Below are 20278 nucleotides of genomic sequence, written 5' to 3' on the forward strand. Positions count from 1 at the left end.
TTTTTGCAACATTAAAACTGCAGATTAAGGCCAACGGTGAACAGGGAGGTTTGCGGATAGTATACTGCCCTGCCGGATTCTGCTTCTGGATCGAGGTTCCATTCATTCAGCTTGGAAATGGTGAACAGGTTGGTAGCGGATACATATACCGTGGACCTGCTGATCAGCGCTTTTTTGGTAATATATTCCGGCAGGTGATACGACAGCTGAATATTTTTCAGGCGGATATAAGAGCCGTCGATTACCAGCCTGTCGGATGTAGCTACGTTACGCAGATCGTACTTAATGGGACGTGGGAAACGGGCATCGGTATGCTGTGGCGTCCAGTAATTGTTCGCATAGATCTCGTGCGTAAATCCTTCCTGGTTCCCCATTTCCGCCAGTGCGCCGGATAAGCGGGTATCCACTTTTGCCGCACCCTGGATCAGGACATTCAGTTCAAATTCTTTGTACTGAAGCCCTGCGTTCAGTCCGAAAGTGTATTTCGGAAATGACAGGCCGATGTTCGTCATATCGTTAGCATCTATTTTACCATCGTTGTTACGGTCTACATATTTCACATCACCGGGTTGGGTATTGGATGCCAGCGTAGGATATTTGCTGATTTCTTCCGCGGTCTGGAACAGGCCATCTGTCTGGTATCCCCAAAGGGTGTTGATTGGCAATCCTTTCTTGATAATATAACGGGGATCGATATCCGAACCGGTGATATACGGACCGGTGCCTTTCAGGTCTGTTACCTTATTTTCATTATAGCTGAAATTGGCGCCGATGGTATACCGGAAATGGCTGTTTTGTTTACTGTTGTAGTTCACCGCTATTTCCACCCCTTTATTTTCTACAGCCCCGGCATTCTGGGGCGGTGCGTTCAAACCTACAGTAGCAGGGATATCCAGGTTGAGCAGGATATCGGAAGTAAGTTTACGGTAGTAATCAGCAGTTATGTTCAGCCGCCGGTCGAGGAAGGCCGCATCCAGACCGAGATCCAGCTGCGTTGTGCTTTCCCAGCCAAGGTCTGTATTGGCCAGCGTGGTTTGGCGATAGCCTGGTACCGGCACACCGTTGAAGGTGTAACTAGTGGCAGTGAGTGCGTCGTAATAGCTGTAAAGGTCAACCGACTGGTTACCCGTTTTTCCATAAGAACCTCTTAATTTCAGATCGTTTACAATGGGTAGCAGCGGTGCAAAGAACTGTTCTTTGGCGATACGCCATCCCGCAGAAAAGGATGGGAAGAAGCTGTAACGTTTGCCATCTGCGAAGCGGGAAGATCCATCGTAGCGGCCATTTACCTCCAGGAGGTATTTGCCGGCATAGGCGTAGTTGATCCTGCCAAAATAGGAACGCAGTCCGTATTCCGCATCGCTGCCACTGTTGCTTTTGGTGCCGTCATTTGCACCCTGACCTATGGAAGTGATATCGTTGTTATAAAACCTTTCGCGGTAGGCGCTGAGGAAGGTTTGTTTATTATCTATCTGTGAATAACCAGCCAGCGCTTTCAGATCGTGTTTACCAAACGAGTGTTCGTAGGTAAGAAGGTTATTCCAGGTATATTCCCGCAAGGTATTACGCACTTCTGTTAAACTGTTGTTGGCCACCGTTTTGGTGATGTTTGTATTTTTATCGGTGTTGGTATAAGAATTCGTAAAGTTTTTCTGTTGTGTATACATCACCCGCGTACCGAATTGTGAGGAGAAACGGAGTCCCGGCAGCAAATCCACATCTCCCCTGACATTACCCAGAAAATAATCGATCCCCTGTTTCGACAGGCCACCGATTTCATCAAACATCAGGGGGTTGTTGCCCTGTGTGCTGAGGCCATAGGTGCCGTCGGGATATTTGGGTACCGCCCACAGCGAGCCGTGGAACATATTATTAAAGGGTTCTACGGTTGGTTTGGTATTGGAATTATTGCGGTAATTGATATCGCCGGCAAAATGCACGCGGCTATTGAGCGGACTGTAGTCGGCATTCATGCGTACTTCACTGAGCTTGTCGCTGTAATTTTCCACGATCCCCTGCTGGTCCTGGTAACGTACGCTCATCCGGGTTTTCACCACTTCGTTGCCTCCGGACAGCGACAGCACATGACTTTGCTGTGGTGATGTTTTGAGCATGGTGTTGAACCAGGTGTTGGGCATGGGGTATTTATAGCGATCCGTTGCATTTACATACTGCTGGATGGATTCTTCTGAGAACCGCGCCGGCACGGCCACTCCGGCGTTGGTGTAAGCTACTACCTGTTCCCGCATATAGGATTCTATGTCCATCATTTGCGGTTTGTTTACACTTTTCTGCCAGGCGTAGTACCCGTTGTAGTTCACGGTTAGTTTCCCTGATTTGCCTCTTTTCGTGGTGATGAGGATTACGCCGTTGGTAGCGCGGGATCCATAGATGGCAGTGGAAGCGGCGTCTTTCAGCACAGAGAGGGATTCAATATCTTCGGGGTTGATGTCCTGCATCCGTTGTTCTATTCCGTCTATAATTACCAGCGCATCATTTTTGCCCAGGTCGTACCCGCTGGTACTGCTGCTGTTGATATTGAAAGTGGTAATTCCTCTTACACGGATGGTAGCGTTGGATACGCCGGGAGCGCCGCCCCTGTCGAGCACCGTAACGCCGGGCGCCAATCCCTGCAATGCCTGCTGGATATTGGATACCGGGCGACGGGTAATATCGGCGCCTTTAATTTGCGCCACGGAATTGGTAAGGTCACTCTTCTTTTGGGTGCCATAGCCCACCACCACTACTTCGCCGAGAGCGGTTTCATCATCTGCGAGCCGCAGATCCAGCTGTGATTTTCCATTCACCGGCACCTCCAGTTTTTTATATCCGATGCCGGAAACCAGCAGCGTATCCCCGGGCGCCACAGTGAGCGCGAAACGCCCCTCTGCATCCGTTACGGTTCCTTTACCGGAATGTTTTACCTGGATATTGATGCCCGGCAATTTCTCGCCTTTACCGGATCTTACCTGGCCGGCTGTTTTCAGCACTTGCTGCGCTGACGCAGCAAGCGTTAACAGCATGGCGATGCCATACATGAAAAGTGATCGCTTTTTCATTCAGTTATTTATATTAGTGTGTTAGCTTTTATCAGCCGGAAGTGATGTTGGTCTTGTACTTTTTCATTGACAGGGACAAAAATATATGTTATAGTCTACAAATCCTATAGGGTATTAATATTTTTTCCAAAGTACGCGGATTTTGTCTTGGCTCAGGATTACGCTGATTTTACTGATTAGCTGGATTTTTACTTTTGGATTTTATAAAGGATTTGGGGAGATAGAAGCGGATTTTGTCTTTCTCGCTGATTACGCTGATTTTGCTGATTAGTTTGATTTTTACTTTTGGATTTTATAAAGGATTAAGGAAGATAACAGCGGATATATTCGCTGTTATCTTCCTTAATTATATCAATTTTTAAGAAAATCAAAAAAATCCAAAAGTAAAAATCAAACTAATCAGCAAAATCAGCGTAATCAGCGAGAAAGACAAAATCCGCATTTGGCAAATACCCCCGCCTGCTTTATCTTCCCGTAAATTTTGAGTTGCATGAAAAAGATGGTAGCAGTTCTTTTATCTGTATTTGCTTACAGCGTTTGTTTTGCCCAGGAAGATGAAACATGGGTGGAGCCCAGCAAGGAAAGCCAGGCTTATCACGAGTACCGCCTGAAAATAAGCCGGCCGCCGGATGGATTGGAGAAAGTGCTGGCGCTGATTGCGAAAGCCGGTCATGATGACGACGAGAACACCTCGTTGCCCCAAAAGGAATACATGGCGTTATCCATGCGCGAAAAGCTTACTTATCACCTCATTCATGCGGAATCGTATAGCCAGAACTGTGATGCCATGCCGCCGGTGCCGGATGAACATAAAAAGATCTTTGCGCAATTGCCCGATGCATTCGGTGAATACAGCTGGAGCCAGCGGCAGTCGAATTTCATGACCGCTAACCGCGACTCGGCTATCGCGTTAATGAGCGCTTCCATCCAGCGCAGTAACCGGATCGGTGTTAACTATAAAAAAGCGATCATCGACATTAATGGCCGGGAAATGATCCCTTTGCTGATCAGCACTTACAACCGCGATCATAAAGATCATGATATACTCACCCTGCTGATGATATTGATGAAGAATAATGAATACGCACCTTTCTTATCTTCTGCTTCCTACAAAAAGTTGTATGCCGATGAACCAACCAGTTACCAGGCATACCTGAATTTCAATAGTGCCAACGAAGCATTGATCATTGAACGGGCTACTGCATTTTACAATGGGCTTCCTAAAAAAGGTTAGTACTGCATTGCTGTTGCTGGGTGGCTATGCCGGCTCTGCACAAACGCCCGGCGGGTACGTATTGGTACCCGCCGGCAGCTACCATATAGGTGGGCATCTGCATACACTTAACCCTGAAAGAAAAGTAAGCGTCGATAGTTTTAACATTGCAATATATGAAACCACCAACCGGCAGTTTGCTGCATTTGTAGCAGCCACCGGTTATATAACTGATGCAGAACAACGGCACGATGCGTTGGTATTTGCACCAGGGTTACGCGAGTTTGAATGGAACAATGATTCCACTGCCTGCTGGCGCTTCCCCAACGGCGTGCGTGCCGGCGGTATTGAAAACAAAATGGAGCACCCGGTTACCTGTATCAGTTATAAGGATGCGCAGGCATACTGCCACTGGGCGGGGGTAAGGCTCCCTACGCTGGAAGAATGGGAAATTGCTTCCCGTGCAGGCGCCCGCACCACTTATTTTTTTGGAGATAAAAAAAAGCTCATTGGCCGCTATGCCAATATCTGGCACGGAAAGGATCACCTGCAGGCAGATAGTTCAGACGGATACATGTATACTGCCCCTGTTGGCAGTTTTCAACCTAATGCCTGGGGCCTATATGATATGTATGGCAACGTTTTTGAATTCTGTTCCGGCCATATAAAGCCCGGCGAAAGCCCTACGCTGGCGCATGCCCGCGGCGGATCGTGGTGGTGCAGCCAGCGATCCTGTTCCTTCTTTAACTCGGTAGATATTGGCCGCGTTCACCAGCGTGCTTCCTTCAGCAACCAGGGTTTCCGGACCGTAAAATAATTACGGCTTTACAGTTACCGGCAGATCTGTTTTGATGGCTTTGTCCGTCATGCTTTGCAGCAATACAAGCGGCTTAAAAGGCACCTGCCATTCATTTCCGGTTACCTTTACGCCCTCACAACCGGTAAGCCGGAAAGCGGGCCGTTCTGCGCCCTGTGGCAAATAGTCCTTCATCCAGGAAATACGGTTACGGTTAAACGATAAGTTGCCCGTGCTGCGGGCGGTTAACACCGGGTAGTCGTAGATACGAAATTCATTACCGGCTATCCGGATATTATGATGTACCATAAACCCTTTCAGCAGCTGATGATTTTCCGGCGCTATCGCAATTACGTAATTGTTATCCGGCGCCAGGTTATACCCGCAACCTTCAAAGGTGTTGCCGCTGATCAGCACATCCTGTACCGGCCCGGATTCGAACCAGCTGGCGGCATCATCGGCAATAAGGATGGCATGCATGCCTGTTCTGTAGAACCGGTTATGTTCTATCACTACTTTTTTACGGGTGGTTACCAGCAGCCCTCTTGTATTCACAGCCTCGAACACGCAGTTACGCACGGTGAGCGACGGTACCCACGTGATGTTTTCGAGGCAGTCGCCGGCAATGATCCCATCGGGTACATCGCCGCTGAGCGCTACTTCCATCTCCTTTTCATTGATCATACGGGCAGCGGTGATGCGGCCGTTTGCATACCCCTGTAACGTGGCAGCATGTACGAAAGTGATACTGTCTCCGGCAAAGAAAGCCTGGAACCCATACGTTTGATGATGCATAAACCGCAATTTCAGTACCCGTGGCGCCACTTTCCCCATGATCACCAGGTGCGTGCCGTGTACATTCACCGGATCGTCGTGCAGACCTTTAAAATGCGATTCTGTAATGATGATGTTTCCTTTGCAGCCGGAGAAATGCATGCCATCAGCAAAAGTGGCCATTACGCGGCCGCTTTTTTCATCCGGCATAATCTGTATATGGCTGTAGTGAAGCTCTTCGGAGAACTGCGATACAATGCCGAGGCCGTGCATGTAACGCATGTTGATATGATCCAGCTGTACATTACGGCAATGCTGGATAAACGCGCCTGCCTGGTCGCGGATGCCATCCCTCACGGTAAACACGTTTCCCGGCTCACCTTTGAAGCCGGAGAAATCACCGGTAAACTGTACCGTGTTAGGCGCAATGGTGGCGGCCCTGCTTTTCAGGAACGGCGTCCAGGAGGAATAGGTGTATATACCCTTGGCGGTATCCGCCAGCACCGCATGGAATATGTTCATGCCCCACCTGGGACCATGCCATTCGAGGCGTCCATCAATGATGGTGTATTTGGAATCGGGATGTATGGCAGCGACCACCATTTGCGGCGTCACCGTTTTCAGCGTCATTTCCGACATGGAAGGTCGTTCCGTATCTATGGTCACATGACGCATGGTAATGTTCTCGCACCGGTCAAAAACCCAGGTGGTCATCTTCCCATGAAAAACAAATTCCGCTCCATTCCCTTCGATAACAAGGTCTTTAAAGTTTTCAAAAAACAGTCCGATGGTTTTTGTTTTGTCCGGCACTTCTGTTTCACTGGAGGTGTTGGAAATAAAATATACTTTCTTCACAGCGCTGTCGGGGTAAAAGTCATAACGGCCGGGAGCAAATTCCAATACCGCGCCGGGCTTATCCTTACAGGCGGCAATGGCCTGCTGTACCCTGGTAGTGGCATCTGTGAAGGTATTGGGCGCAAGTCCGAAACTATTTACGTGTATGCGTTCCTGTGCGGCAACCGTGAAAGAAAAAACGATGCCGGCGCCGGTAAGTATCTTCCTGAAAATATTCATTTGCTGAGGATGCTTAAAAATTCTTTACGTGGAAAAATGATGAACTCAGAACAGGAACCAGATCATAGCCACTGCCGCAGCAGTCATCAGTAATAGTGTGAGTCCGCCCAGAATATTGGATAACTTCGAATTCGTGTGCTCTTTCATGATCTTCTTATTATTGCCGATATGTATGATCATCACAATCATTACCGGCGCGGTAAGACCATAGGCAATGGCCGTGTACAGCAGCGCTTTAATAGGACTCACGCCGAGGAAGTCGAGCGATAAACCAACGATCAGCGAAATGATGATAGAGATATAAAACGGTTTGGCCTGGGAGAACTTCTTATCCAGCCCGGCCTCCCACCCGAGCGTTTCAGCAAGCATATACGACTGGGAACCTGCCAGTACCGGGATGGCCAGCAGCCCCGTTCCCAATACGCCCGTAGCAAAAATCAGGTAGGTCAGTTTTCCTGCCAGCGGCTCCAGCGCTTTAGCTGCCTGGTCTACGGTATCTATCTGTTTCACACCGGCGGGAAACAGCACGCTGCCCGCCGTGAGGATGATAAAGAACATCACAATATTTGAGAACAACATTCCCGTGTTTACATCTGTTTTCATTTCACTCAACACTCTTTTATCCACCACAATTCCTTTACCGTTATGCGCCTGGTCTTCCGCCTCCATCGTGGTTTGCCAGAAAAAAAGATAAGGCGAAATAGTGGTACCCAGTATGGCGACAATGATAGAGAAGAAATCTTTATTGTACTGAATGGTGGGAATAAAAGTATGCCTTGCGATATCGCCCCAGTTTTGCTTTATCATAAAGGGCACTAAAATATACAGCAGCAGCGACATGCAAAGCCACTTCAGAATCATGGCAATTTTTTCATAAGAGAAGCGGATGATCACGAACATCATTATCGCGGTGACGCCTACACAAAAAACGGATACAGGTACTGCGGGAAAGATCATATGGCACACCGCTCCCATGCCCTGGATATCTGCACCTATGTTCAGCGTAATGGCCGGAAAACTGAATAACAACATGAGGTAAAGCACCGGCCTGGGATAGTTCTTCTTTAAAGTAACCGTCAGGCCCTGGCTGGTGACCAGCCCAATGCGGGCACACATGCCCTGGATAGCCGCCATCAGCGGGAAGGTGAGCAACGACGTCCATAACGTTGCCAACCCGAACTGTGCGCCGGCCTGCGAATACGTAGCAATACCGGATGGATCATCATCGCTGGCGCCGGTAATTAATCCCGGGCCCAGTTTTTTAAAAAACGTGGCGAGCTTATTGGGAGAGCGTTGCTTATCCATGAACCTGATCATTAATGGGTATATGGTAAGTTAGTGGAAATCCGGGATATATCGGGTTACCTTTGCAACCCTTCATCCGGATAAGGTATGTGATAGTATTCTTTGACCGCAAGGCGCTGCGTTTTGGGCACCAGAAAATCAACCTGCATGAAAAAGGCAGGGAAATAGATCCCAAAGCGCTTACACCCACTATGGGATCGGCGGATCTCTGCTTTGTTGCAGATACGCCGGTGGAAGAAATCCTGGTGGAATTAACGACGCTGAAAATAAACATCCTGGAAGGCGGAATCGTAGAAAGGACCGGCGCTACCGGCAGGATCCGATCTATCTATTTCAGGGACCCCGACGGCAACCTGCTGGAGGTAAGTAATTATATTTCAAAATAAACATCCCGGGGAATATTGTTTTTGTGCGAAAAACAGTATATTTTTATGCCGCTAATGAGAATCATCCTGTTTTGTTTTCAGCCTTGACCCGCTGTAACCTGACATGGACCCTATAACCAAAATTTGAACATGCTGTACTGATTGTTTTTTGTTATTACTATTTGCTTATTGAGGACGTATTTTAATTCCAACTAGTTCTGGAAGCGTAGGTATCATTGGTTGTAGTGTTGCCAACTACAAGCGGATCCCGCATTTAGCCTTTTATATAGCAAATTTGTGCACCGGATTTAGTCCGTCCGGGGAAGTATGGTCTGTAAACAACAAAATTAGCATAATGCTATAAGCCTTACCAGGCTTTAGATTCCTATAGAAAATAATAGTTGATCCATCAGAATAAATTGACTTCATCTTTAAACCAAAATCTGTATAACTATGAACAAGGCAGGCGACTGCGATTGGCAATAACCCGATGAATTAAACCAAAATCTGACACAAGGCCGCCCGCCCGCAACATTTTCTTATATATCTAAACCAAATTGAAACCGTATGAAAAAAGGTTTACTACTATGGCTTTTACTAGCCATCGGTGTGGTGCATTCCTATGCCCAGACCCGAACGATTACTGGTAAGGTAACAGACGCACAGGACGGTCAGGACCTGCCCGGCGTATCTGTAATCATCAAGGGTACCAAAACAGGTGTTGTATCTGGCCCCGACGGTAAGTTTACCATCCAGGCAGATGCCAATACCATCTTACTGTTTTCTTTTGTTGGCTATGAAACGAAAGAAGAGAAACCCGGCAACCGCCAAAACATTAGTGTTGCCTTATCCGGCAGCAATAAAGTACTGAATGAAATACTTGTAACCGGTTATGGAGAGCTGAAAAGAAAAGATGTGACTTCGTCTGTGAGTCATGTATCAGCCGGACTTGTCAATAACCGCCCCGCCACCAGCTTTGACCAGGCGTTAACTGGCCGCGCTGCCGGTGTGAACATCAGTACCAACTCCGGTGTACTGGGCGACAACGTAAACATCCGCATCAGGGGTATTAACTCCATTACCAACAGCTCGCAGCCACTGGTAATAGTGGATGGTATCCCGGTAAACTCCCTCACTAACCTGAACGTTTTCAACAGTGGTAACGGCACCCGTTATAACCCGCTTGCAGACATCAACCCCAACGACATTGAATCGGTGGATGTGCTGAAAGATGCCGCTGCCAGTGCATTGTACGGTTCCCGTGCTGCTGCCGGCGTAATTATCATTACCACCAAAAGAGGAAAAAACGGTACTATCAATGTAAACTACAACGGATATGTGGGTATGAGCAAAGCCGTGAGGTTACCCAAACTGCTGAATGGCGATGACTTCACTATTATCCAGAATGAAAAAGCAAAGAACGCTACTAAAACAGGCGGCGTTACTCCTATCCTGGCAAAAGACGTTGATATAAACGGCGATGGCAAACCAGACAGAACGGACTGGCTGGATGAAGTGTTCCGCACGGGCGTTATCCAGAATCACCAGTTATCACTCAGCGGCGGCACGGAGAAAGCGAAATTCTATGCATCCGGTGAATATGCCGATCAGCAGGGCATGGTGCTTGTTAACCGTTTACGCAGAGGTAGCATCCGTATGAACCTGGATGTAACCCCTAAAAAATGGTTGAAATCAGGTATCTCTTTATACAGTTCCAAGTCTTTGAATAACGGCGTATTGTCCGACGGATACCTCGCAGGTTCCACCTTCTCTGCATACAACGCGATGCCGAACGTACCGGTGTATGACAAAAACGGAAACCTGTATATCAAATCCAGCAACGGAGATCTGGCAGATGGTAATAACATCACGACCAATAAACTGAACCGTTTCTTCCACCCGCTGTCCAACTTACAGTTTGGAAGAAATGATAATACCGCCACCCGCGTATTATCCAGCGCTTACATAGAAATTGAGCCTATCGCCGGTTTGAAAATAACTTCCCGGTTTGGCGTTGACCTGGTACAGAACTTTGAAGACCAGTACAGCGGGCCGTTACAGGCAGGTTTGGGATTAGGCAACAATGGCCTGGTGCAGGAAAACCTCTTCCGCCAGAACCTGTGGAACTGGTCTAACTTCGCCACCTATACGAAATCTATCAACAACCTGCATTTCATCAGTGCTACCATAGGTCAGGAATCCCAACATACTGAACAGAAACAGTTATATACCGGACAGGGCAACCTGGCAGATTCTTATTTTAAAGAAATCTATGACGGTTTATTTGCCGGTTCTGAAAACAGTTATACCGGTGGTGGCCGCATTGCCAACTCATTCGAGTCTTATTTCGGTAAGGTAGGGTATAACTACGGATCGAAATACTATTTTGACGCAACCCTGAGAGCAGATGCTTATTCTGACTTTGGTTCCAACAACCGCCGTGGTTATTTCCCCGGTGTATCTGTAGGATGGAGAATTTCTGAAGAAGGCTTCTTCAAAGATAATATTTCCCTGATCAGCGACCTGAAACTCAGGGCCAGCTATGGCATGGTGGGTAACTCCAACATCCGTGCATACGCGTTCCGTTCCCTGTATGGCGGCGGGCAGTACGGCGATATCAACGGATTTGGCGTTTCACAGATTGGTGATCCCAACCTGCAGTGGGAAAAATCAAAGAAACTGGATATAGGCGTAGACGTTACCCTGCTGAAAAATAAGATCACTTTTGTGGCCGACTACTTCCACAGCAATATCGATCACCTGATCCTGGATGCACCTATCCTGGCTACCGTGGGTACGCCGTGGGACCCTGTTACCGGTGCAGTGGGTTCTATCCTCACTACCAACATCGGTACCATGTGGAATAAGGGACTGGAATTGACATTAAATACCCAGAACATTGCTACCAGGGACTTCAGCTGGAATTCCAGCATCAACTTCACCATTATTAAAAACAGGGTGACGGCCACTGCTGATGGCTCCGATATCATCAAAGGAAACAACCGTGTCAGCGTTGGCAAGACCCTCGGCGTGTTCAAGCTGATCGAATGGGGCGGCGTAAACCCGGACAATGGTAATCCAATGTACTACAACGCCAAAGGCGAACTGGTGATGTACAACTTAGATCCTAACGTACCTACTGCCAGGAAATGGACTTCTCCGGACGGTACCAAGCCAATGAGCGCTGTTACAGGCTCTGACGCGCAGTACCAGGATAAATCCGGTTACCCAACCTGGTATGGCGGTTTCAATAACACTTTCAATTATAAAGGCATTGACCTGAGTATCCTGCTTCAGTACAGTGGCGGCAACTATGTATACAATTCCACCAGGGCTGCCCTGATGAGCAACTATTTCCAGAACAACCTGCAAGAAATCAAAAACAGATGGACTCCCGAAAATAAAAACACGGATGTTCCCAAGCTGGTACTCTCTGACGCGCCAACCAACCAGGCATCCACCCGCTGGATGGAAAAAGGCGATTTCCTGAGAGGTCGTGAAATCAGCCTCGGTTATACTTTCCCTGGTATCAAAGATCAAATCGGTTTGAACAGCCTGCGTGTTTACGCCCTCGTTCAGAATGCCTTTATTATTACCAAATATAAAGGCGCCGATCCTGAAATCAATACCAACCGTGATAGCAATATCAACTATGGAACAGATAACAGGGGTATGCCTTTGCCAAGAGTATTCATGCTGGGCTTAAATGTTGGATTCTAATTGTTAGCGATTAAAAAACTGAATTATGGAATTAAAATATAAAACGAACTCCCGGAAAAAAACAAGCATCGGTTTGGCCATTGGCGCAGTGGCGATAGCATCTTCGATGCTGTTTTCCTGCTCCAAAGTAAACGACCAGATCCCCTTTTCCAAACTGACGCCGGAGGAAGCCTTCAGTACACCGGAAAGGATTGAAAAGTCAGCTATCGGTATGTACGACGCCCTGCAGAATGGCGAATTCCTGGGTGGCCGTGTACTGATTTACTCGGACGTAAGATCAGTGGATGTAAATATCTCCTCCTACTTTGGGAACGTACCTACCTTTAATATGCTTTCCAACAATGTGTATGCGTTCAACTGCTGGTCGGGTGGATACAGGACCATTTTTGAAAGCAATTACTTTTCGCAGAACCTGAAAGATCATGAAAGTGTAGTTGGCGCAGAGGTAGCAGCAGGCTATTACGCAGAGGCAAAATTTATCCGTGCCCTCACGTATTTCTTCCTGGTAAATACCTATGCACAAACCTATACTTACCAGGCTGATGCCGGGCATATGGGCGTGCCGTTGATACTCACCGCTGCAAAGGATGGTGGCGAAGCCATTGATCCGAAGAATAAAGTTCCCCGCAACACGGTGAAGGAAGTTTATGACCAAATGATCAAAGATCTCACTGAAGCAGCAGCCGTACTTCCCGTTACTACCGGTGATGATTACAATGACCGCAGCCGTGCCACCAAAGGCGCCGCCCATGCACTGCTTTCCCGCATCTACCTGTATGAAGGCAACTGGGCCAAAGCCCGTGACTACGCAGACAGCGTACTGCTGTCGTCCTTTGGTTACGACCTCGACGCCACGCCGGCTGATGTATGGTCTTCCGCAAACTACCAGACTTCCCTGGAACGCATTTTCTCTGTAGCCATGAGCTCCGGTGATAACCCTAACACGAATAACGCCATCGGCCAGCATTATGGCAGTTCAGGCAGGGGTGACATCACCATCAGCCAGACCTACCTGACGCTCCCCAATTTCGATCGTTTCACCGATCTGCGGGCGAAACCACTGTTTACTTATACCATCAGTGGTGGCGATACCACCGCATTTTATACCAAGAAGTTTTTTGGCGCCAGCACCGTAGATGCCTGGGTGCCCGTTGTACGCCTGGCAGAAGTGATGCTCACCAAGGCAGAAGCATTGGCCAGGTTAACTCCCGGCGTTGCTAATCCCGAAGCTATCACCCTCCTGAATGCCATCAGGACAAGGGCTAAGGCTAAAGTACTGGCCCCGTTAACACAGGCAGCACTGATCAATGATATCCTCACCGAACGCAGAATAGAACTGGCTTTCGAAGGACATGGCGAATTCGACTTCCTGAGAACACACCGTGCAATTCCTGCCCACGGCGGTGTTGATGCACAGGAGTGGAATGATGATGCAGTGGTATTCCCGCTGCCAAACGCGGAAGTAGAACGTAATCCAAACATGAAACAGAATCCTGGCTACTAAGCCATAACACTTATTCACAACGAAGGGGCTGTCCAGATTACTGGTCAGCCCCTTTGTTTTCTTTCTAAAAAATTACTGCAGGATAATTTTTCTTACTGCCTTTCCAAACCGCTCTACTACATAAATATTTCCTTCCTTATCTGTGCAAATACCATTGATGCTGTTAAAGGTAGCCTGGTTCAATGTTCCGTCATCGTTCCCTGCTACCGGGCTGCTACCGCCTTTCCAGCCGGTGATGCGTGTTACCTGGTCGTTGGCGATTAAACGGATGGCATTGTTATCTGCCACATACATTTCGCCGGTTACGGCATTACGGGCCAAGCCGGAGATAATGCTGAACTGCGCGCCGGTAAGCGATCCATCGCCGTAGCCATACTGGCCGCCGGCATACAGCGTTTTAATGCCACCTGTAATTTTGGAAACAAACGGGTTATCCGGATCGCCGCCAAAGAACAGGGTTCCACTATTATCTACTACCATTGTGCCCGGTGCGCTCTGGTATACATTCGGCGCCAGCGGGCTGGCATTGCCAGCACCATCGAGGCGGTATACGCCCGAATACTGCGCACCTACGTATACCGTTCCATTCTTATCAATACCTACACCAATGGGCGTAAATGCCACACGGGCGAACGTTGTTACATTGCCGGCCGGCGTAATTTTGCGGATGCTTTTGTTATTCTGATCACATACATAAAGATTATCCTGCGCGTCTATTACGCAAGCCACCGGGTAATTGAATGCCGCAGCTGTTCCGTTTCCATCCACATTCCCTGTGGAGCCATCTGTTTTCCCTGCAAAAATACTCACCGTTCCACTGGCCGTTACTTTCTTTATCACGTTCAGATCCAGCACGAATATATTCCCGCGGGAATCCACTGCTACGCCTTTCGGCTCATCGAAAACGGTTTGCGACGGGCCTCCTGCAACCGTGATCACTCCTGCCCTGCGGAAAAGCGGGCCTGTGGCATCCAGCGTACCTACTTTTACTTTCAGCGCACCGGTACTAACGCCAACGGGTGCGGCTACACGCAGTGTGCTGTCGGTGGCCGCGGTTACCGGCACCTCTACCCCATTGAAGGTAACGATGTTCTCTGCCGCACTGGTGCTGAAGCCAATCCCTTTTATGGTTACTTCCGTACCTGCGAGACCGTTATCCGGTAATAATTGTAAAATGCCCAGCGACTGTTCTTTGAACAGCGGGCCTTCCGATTGCTGCCCGTTCACGATGAGCTGCATTTTCCCCGCGCCTGCTCCGGCAGGTACCTTTACGCTTATGCGCTTATCAGTTGTGGCCGTAACAATAGCGGCATGCCCGTTAAAGGACACCGTTACTTCATCGGGGAGCGTGCTGAAGTAATCGCCCGCAATATCCACAGCAGCACCAGCCGGCGCGCTCAGGGGCGTAACTGTTCTGATTACCGGTTTAGGAACTACGGTAAATACCTGGCCAATAGTTTTCTGCCCGTTGATGCTTACCACTACCGGTCCTGTAGCTACGCCTTCCGGCGCTGTAACCACCAGTTTACCGGCAGCGGCGCTTATGACCGCAGCCGCTTTACCATTGAACGTAACGCTGTTGCCGGCGGCCAGGGTGTTAAATCCTTCCCCGTTAATGGTTACCGCCGTGCCGCTACCACCCTTCAGCGGTTTAATACTGCTGATAAACTGGAAAGAGAAATCAGGGCCGCTTACTTCTTTTCCATCTACCATTACCACTACTTTGCCGGTGCCTGCGCCTTCCGGCACAGCCGCTACCAGTAACGTATCGGATGCACTGGTGATCAGCGCGTCCTTGCCATTGATGGTTACCTTTGCCGGCGCTTCCATACTGCTGAAGCCTGCGCCACGGATAGAAATATTCGTACCTGCGGGACCGTTAGCCGGACTGATACCATGCAGGCTCAGTGCCTGGTAAGTGTAGGTGCCAAGTTCCATTTTACGGTCGCCGGACTTTACCGCAAGTAAGCCGGTGCTGCCATTATCCGGCGCCAGCACTATCAGCACGGAATCGCGTGCATCCAGCACCCTGGCCTCCGTACCGTTAAAGCTTACCTGTACATCTTTGGTGAGTCCCTGTCCCTGCAGGGTAACAATGGTACCTGCATTTCCACTATTAGGCCAGAACGTTTTTACATTCATTGCCACCGTGCTATTATCCCGGTCTTTTTTGCAGCCTGCCACCAGTAATAAAATTACCGGTAGCAGGTATAAAGCATATTTCATTGTTGGATGATTAACATTGATTAAAAAGAATATCTTAATCCCAGCTGCACCTGCGCCCTGGAGTTGAGGAAATCAACTGAGTAAGGCTTACCCGGATTTTCGAAAGTATACACCGGGTATCCGCCAGGGTTTTGCCCTGCCGGAAATACCGGTGTTAAACCGGTGCTGGCAGTGGAGTTAAAGGTATTGGGAGAGAAATATACCGTGCCCCAGTTGCTGTTGATCAGGTGCGTTAGATTCACTACATCCGCAGTAAAAGTGATAAACTGCTTTCCGCCAAAATGATACTCCTGTGCAAAGTGCAGATCCGCCTGCACATTCCACGGCGTGCGGCCGGCATTACGCCCTGTGAACTGCCCGCGACGGCCGCGCAGGTATTTATCGCCATCTATATAAGCGTTAAAAGCAGCTGCCTGCTGTTCGGCAGAAATGCCTTTCCCGCGGAAGTAATTAATGGCTTCCTCTGCATAGGGGATATATAACAAGCTTACCTGTTGTGGTAACCCCTGGATGCTGTTGTTAACCACACCGTAGGTAAAAGGACTGCCGGATTGCGCGGTGGCGAATATAGTAACGGTGGTTACCCAGCTGTTGCTCCAGGCTTTGTGGTAAGTAACGTTACCGACTATACGGTGACGTACATCAAAGTTGGACCATGCCAGTCCCGGGTTATTGGGACTGAGCGCCTGGTTCAGCTGCCAGTTGCTTTCCATAGAGTTACGGATACCGTTGGAGATATCTTTGGAACCGCCGTAGGTATATGCCAGCGACGCCTGGATACCTGAAGGAAAGCTACGGTTGACGCTGCCGGTGAAACTGTAGCGGTAGCCTTTCTTTGTATTGCTCAGCAAATAAGCGTTAGAGAAATGCGGGTCTGTGGTGCCGTTGTAAATGGGTTGCTGCCGGTCTTTATCATAGGGATAATACTTCGGATCATCCTTGATGTTCACCTGCTGAAACAGCACATCTTTCAGGGTTTTGGTGTACATCGCTTCCACGGTGTATTTAAATCCTGCGGGACTCACATAATCCAATCCCAGGCTACTGCGCCATACCTGCGGCATCACGAAGTTATTATCAATTACATCTACCTGTGTTTTACCTGCATTCCGGTTGTTCATCTGTGCGCCGTTTTGCTCAATAAACTGCGCGATACCGTTAGGATTGGGTTGCAGCGGATCGCTGCCGGGCACAAATACCTTTGTATCTGCTTTCTGATCAAAGGAGCCGTAGTTGATGCCGTTGTTATAGTAGGCATAGGCGATCCAGGCAAATGGGATACGGCCGGTGAACAGGCCGGTACCACCGCGGAGGATAAGGCTTTGATCGTTTTTCCAATCGTAGCGGAAGCCGAGGCGGGGCGACAACTGCACTTTGCCCAGGTAGCCATTATTGATACGGTTCAGCGGCGTATAGGCGTAGGTGTTACCAAAAGAACCATCGGTATAGGCGTTCTGTGTTTTATCACTCAGGGTGGGTTTCTCCGGCAGCCAGGTATAATCAGCACGTATACCGGGGATCACTTTTAGCTTGTCTGTTACCTGTATTTCATCCTGTGCGTATATGCTGTGCATGTTTATATTAAACTGCGCTTCCGGGTGTGCAAGGATATACTCGCGGCTGTTATTGGTATAGTTGTAACTGCCACGAACACGGTAAGGATTGTTGTTAAGATAATCTTCAATACTCAGGTAATCCACTCTCCCATTCCAGCTATTCACAAAGCCATAGTCGATATGATACAGTTCATTGTGGGTGCCGAGTAATATGGTATGTTTTCCTTTTCTGAAGGTAAGGTTATCGGAGATCTCGATGGTACGTTGTTTCATATCGAAGATGCTCGCCTCCCGGTCTGTACCCAGGTAGATGGTGGTGCCCGGTGTGCGGCCGGCGATCTGCACCTGTGGCAGTGACGGATCTGAACCGGGGTTGCGCTTGTCGTGTACTACGCTGAATCCTGCGATGAAACTGTTGGACCAGCGGTTATTGAACCGCGACTTCACTTCCATTACGGTGGAGCTCTGGTTATTTGCCTGTTGATAGGCCATGCTGCTGAACCGGAAATCCTGCTGATCCCGGTCCATGTTCATGGCTTTGGAGAGAATGGTATTGCTGCGGAAGGAAAGTTGATGTTTATCGTTGATGTTCCAGTCGATGCGGTTAAAGAACTTCTGCGAGCGGGAGTAAGCCGTGTAATTACCGGCAGTACCCGGATCAAAGCCCTGTCCATAGCGGTTCAGCGTAGCGTTGCGGATATCGTCCGCATCTTTAACGCTGAGGATCTGCGCGGTTTCCGGTTGCCCTGCAAGCAGCTGCGCAGGGTCCTGGCGGGAAGTAATTTCTTCGTTGGTAAAAAAGAACAGTTTATTTTTTATGAGTGGAAATCCGAGCCGGACGCCGGCCTGGTAATCATAGAAGTCGCTGTTCATTTTGCCATTGGGGCCTTTACCGGTGAGGGCTGCGTTGCGGCCAAAGCCGTATACCGATCCTGTTACAGTATTGGTACCACTGCGCGTAACCGCGTTGATGCTGCCGCCGGTGAAGTTCCCGATCTTCACATCGAAGGGGGCCAGGTATACCTGCATGTCTTCAATCGCATCCAGCGACACTGCGTTGGTGCGGGTACTGGAGCCGGGCATACCGGAGCTGCCGGTAATGCCGCCTGCAGAGGGGCTGAAGCCAATAGCATCGTTGTTGATGGCGCCATCGATGGTTACGTTGTTATAGCGGAAGTTGGTACCTGCAAAGGAGTTATCGCGACTGCCCTGCGGAACCATTTTAGTTATATCCTGGAGGCTGCGGGAAATGGTAGGCATGTTTGCCAGTTGTGTGCGGCTGATATTTTGCCCTGCACCGGTAGTGTTGGCGGAGGCGCCTTTCTTTGTGCCTTTGATGGTTACTGCAGAAAGATCCTTACCGGCAACGGCCATTACGATGTTGAGTTGTACGGGCTCGCCGAGACGGATATTCAGCTGCTCCCTTTTCTGCGGTTGCATGCCCATCATGGTGATGCTTACCGAGTAAGGGCCGCCGATACGCAGGCCCGGCAAATAATAGCGGCCATCGGCGGTGGTGATTACGCCATACTTTGTACCCGAAGGCTCGTGGATGGCCAGTACTGTAACGCCGATGAGCGGTTCGTTTTTATCGCTGGTAATCTTTCCGCTTAGTGTACCGTTTGTTTCCTGTGCGTATGCCAGGTGGCCGGCGGCCAGCAGTACGGTGAACAAGTAAGCTATGTATAAAATTTTCTTCATCACTACTGATCTTCTTTTAATACCTGGTCTATGATGTGGAGTACCCCGTTGCCGGCCATCACATTGGCTTTCTTTACCTGTGCGGCGGCGGTATTGCCGGGGCCGGCGATGTTGATACCGGTGTATTTTATGCCTGATTTCAGCAGGGTGATCTTCACGTTATTACCGTTGAGCATGGCCTGTTCTGTTTGACCGGATTCGCCGGTGGTGAGCACATAATCGTATATAAACTTCCTGCCGGAGAAAAGATGGTATTGCAATAACTCCCGCAGTATGGTGGGATCTGTTGCGCTGATACTATCTGCAGCATAAAAACCTGCGCTGCGGAAAGCCGTGTTGGAAGGTGCAAAAAACGTGTAGGTGTTACCGGTAGTGAGCAGTTGTTTCATCCCTGCCTGCTGAAGCGCTACATTCAGGAAGGTGAGGGTAGTATCTGCAGCAATGGCGTCTGACAGTGTTTTATGTACCAGTGGCTGCAACACATTGTCCAGCACCTGTATTACGCCATTGCTGGCGGGCAGGTTGTATGCGAGTAATGGCGTGCCGTTGATGGTGAGGAGCGTGTCTGTTCCTTTTACCCAGCGGGTGACGAACATCTTAGCGCCGGTGATGGCGGTAATTTCCTGGTTGAATTTGAACGGCAGCTTATTCAGTTCCCATACACCATTTACGATGTGATAGGCGACGAGGTTGCTGAGAATGGTACCGTCTTCTACGAGCACCGACTGGTCTGTGCTGTAGCCTGCTTTTGAAAAGGCGTTGTTATCCGGTATCATCACGGTATAGGGACCAGGGCCCGCCAACGTAGTGCGGTAGCCGGTTCTGCCCAGGGCGGTGCTGAAAGCAGAGAAGTTAAATTTATTATCATCGATGATGTAGGTGAGGCGGTTGGTTTCGTTTGTACCGTCCACTTTATCATCATCTTTTGTACAGGCCGACAGTAGCATTAACAATACGCCGGTATACTTCAATATTTTCATGGGTA

General features: G+C 49.1%; 11 protein-coding genes. 5 read left to right on the forward strand and 6 right to left on the reverse strand.

Annotated elements, in window-relative coordinates:
• Window positions 1-11 precede the first annotated feature (11 nt).
• The gene (locus AB6805_RS03515; RefSeq protein WP_370908075.1) at window positions 12-3059 is read right to left on the reverse strand and encodes a SusC/RagA family TonB-linked outer membrane protein; all 3048 of its coding nucleotides are present in this window, start codon (window positions 3057-3059) and stop codon (window positions 12-14) included.
• Window positions 3060-3549: 490 nt separating this feature from the next.
• On the opposite strand from AB6805_RS03515, the gene AB6805_RS03520 reads away from it, so the two are divergent.
• Both AB6805_RS03520 and AB6805_RS03525 read left to right on the forward strand, forming a co-directional pair.
• Window positions 3550-4293 carry a hypothetical protein gene (locus tag AB6805_RS03520; RefSeq protein ID WP_370908076.1) on the forward strand — a complete coding sequence of 248 codons (744 nt, stop codon included), beginning with the start codon at window positions 3550-3552 and terminating at the stop codon, window positions 4291-4293.
• On the forward strand, window positions 4271-5089 hold the full coding sequence (locus AB6805_RS03525) for an SUMF1/EgtB/PvdO family nonheme iron enzyme (protein ID WP_370908077.1): 819 nt from the start codon (window positions 4271-4273) through the stop codon (window positions 5087-5089). Before AB6805_RS03520 ends, AB6805_RS03525 begins: the two co-directional genes overlap by 23 nt.
• On the opposite strand, the gene AB6805_RS03530 is transcribed toward AB6805_RS03525, so the two are convergent.
• Together AB6805_RS03530 and AB6805_RS03535 are read right to left on the reverse strand one after the other, a co-directional pair.
• Entirely contained in the window at window positions 5090-6916 is a 1827-nt protein-coding gene (locus AB6805_RS03530) for a hypothetical protein (protein ID WP_370908078.1), read from the reverse strand. It lies immediately after the preceding gene.
• 45 nt (window positions 6917-6961) lie between these two features.
• A complete protein-coding gene (locus AB6805_RS03535) occupies window positions 6962-8221 on the reverse strand; it encodes an NRAMP family divalent metal transporter (RefSeq protein ID WP_370908079.1) in 1260 nt (419 codons plus the stop codon).
• Window positions 8222-8310: 89 nt separating this feature from the next.
• Here AB6805_RS03535 and AB6805_RS03540 point away from each other — a divergent pair, with 89 nt between their 5' ends.
• The 3 genes from AB6805_RS03540 to AB6805_RS03550 all read left to right on the forward strand — a co-directional run bounded on the left by AB6805_RS03540 (window position 8311) and on the right by AB6805_RS03550 (window position 13810).
• A complete protein-coding gene (locus tag AB6805_RS03540; RefSeq protein WP_370908080.1) occupies window positions 8311-8607 on the forward strand; it encodes a hypothetical protein in 297 nt (98 codons plus the stop codon).
• A 546-nt stretch (window positions 8608-9153) separates the two neighbouring features.
• Complete coding sequence (locus AB6805_RS03545) at window positions 9154-12306, forward strand: SusC/RagA family TonB-linked outer membrane protein (protein ID WP_370908081.1); 3153 nt, start codon at window positions 9154-9156, stop codon at window positions 12304-12306.
• A gap of 25 nt (window positions 12307-12331) precedes the next feature.
• Window positions 12332-13810 carry a RagB/SusD family nutrient uptake outer membrane protein gene (locus AB6805_RS03550; RefSeq protein ID WP_370908082.1) on the forward strand — a complete coding sequence of 493 codons (1479 nt, stop codon included), beginning with the start codon at window positions 12332-12334 and terminating at the stop codon, window positions 13808-13810.
• A gap of 72 nt (window positions 13811-13882) precedes the next feature.
• On the opposite strand, the gene AB6805_RS03555 is transcribed toward AB6805_RS03550, so the two are convergent.
• The 3 genes from AB6805_RS03555 to AB6805_RS03565 are packed head-to-tail and all read right to left on the reverse strand — an operon-like array spanning window position 13883 to window position 20273.
• On the reverse strand, window positions 13883-16036 hold the full coding sequence (locus AB6805_RS03555; protein ID WP_370908083.1) for an IPT/TIG domain-containing protein: 2154 nt from the start codon (window positions 16034-16036) through the stop codon (window positions 13883-13885).
• 20 nt (window positions 16037-16056) lie between these two features.
• Entirely contained in the window at window positions 16057-19293 is a 3237-nt protein-coding gene (locus AB6805_RS03560) for a carboxypeptidase regulatory-like domain-containing protein (protein WP_370908084.1), read from the reverse strand.
• Between the two features lie 2 nt (window positions 19294-19295).
• Complete coding sequence (locus tag AB6805_RS03565; RefSeq protein ID WP_370908085.1) at window positions 19296-20273, reverse strand: fasciclin domain-containing protein; 978 nt, start codon at window positions 20271-20273, stop codon at window positions 19296-19298.
• Window positions 20274-20278 lie beyond the last annotated feature (5 nt).

Source organism: Chitinophaga sp. RCC_12, from assembly GCF_041360695.1.
Classification (GTDB): Bacteria; Bacteroidota; Bacteroidia; order Chitinophagales; family Chitinophagaceae; genus Chitinophaga.

What these genes read in the sequence shown, in the direction of transcription:
- AB6805_RS03515 (WP_370908075.1), bottom strand. Translation starts at nt 3,059, where the DNA reads ATGAAAAAGCGATCACTTTTCATGTATGGCATCGCCATGCTGTTAACG.
- AB6805_RS03520 (WP_370908076.1), top strand. Translation starts at nt 3,550, where the DNA reads ATGAAAAAGATGGTAGCAGTTCTTTTATCTGTATTTGCTTACAGCGTT.
- AB6805_RS03525 (WP_370908077.1), top strand. Translation starts at nt 4,271, where the DNA reads ATGGGCTTCCTAAAAAAGGTTAGTACTGCATTGCTGTTGCTGGGTGGC.
- AB6805_RS03530 (WP_370908078.1), bottom strand. Translation starts at nt 6,916, where the DNA reads ATGAATATTTTCAGGAAGATACTTACCGGCGCCGGCATCGTTTTTTCT.
- AB6805_RS03535 (WP_370908079.1), bottom strand. Translation starts at nt 8,221, where the DNA reads ATGGATAAGCAACGCTCTCCCAATAAGCTCGCCACGTTTTTTAAAAAA.
- AB6805_RS03545 (WP_370908081.1), top strand. Translation starts at nt 9,154, where the DNA reads ATGAAAAAAGGTTTACTACTATGGCTTTTACTAGCCATCGGTGTGGTG.
- AB6805_RS03550 (WP_370908082.1), top strand. Translation starts at nt 12,332, where the DNA reads ATGGAATTAAAATATAAAACGAACTCCCGGAAAAAAACAAGCATCGGT.
- AB6805_RS03555 (WP_370908083.1), bottom strand. Translation starts at nt 16,036, where the DNA reads ATGAAATATGCTTTATACCTGCTACCGGTAATTTTATTACTGGTGGCA.
- AB6805_RS03560 (WP_370908084.1), bottom strand. Translation starts at nt 19,293, where the DNA reads ATGAAGAAAATTTTATACATAGCTTACTTGTTCACCGTACTGCTGGCC.
- AB6805_RS03565 (WP_370908085.1), bottom strand. Translation starts at nt 20,273, where the DNA reads ATGAAAATATTGAAGTATACCGGCGTATTGTTAATGCTACTGTCGGCC.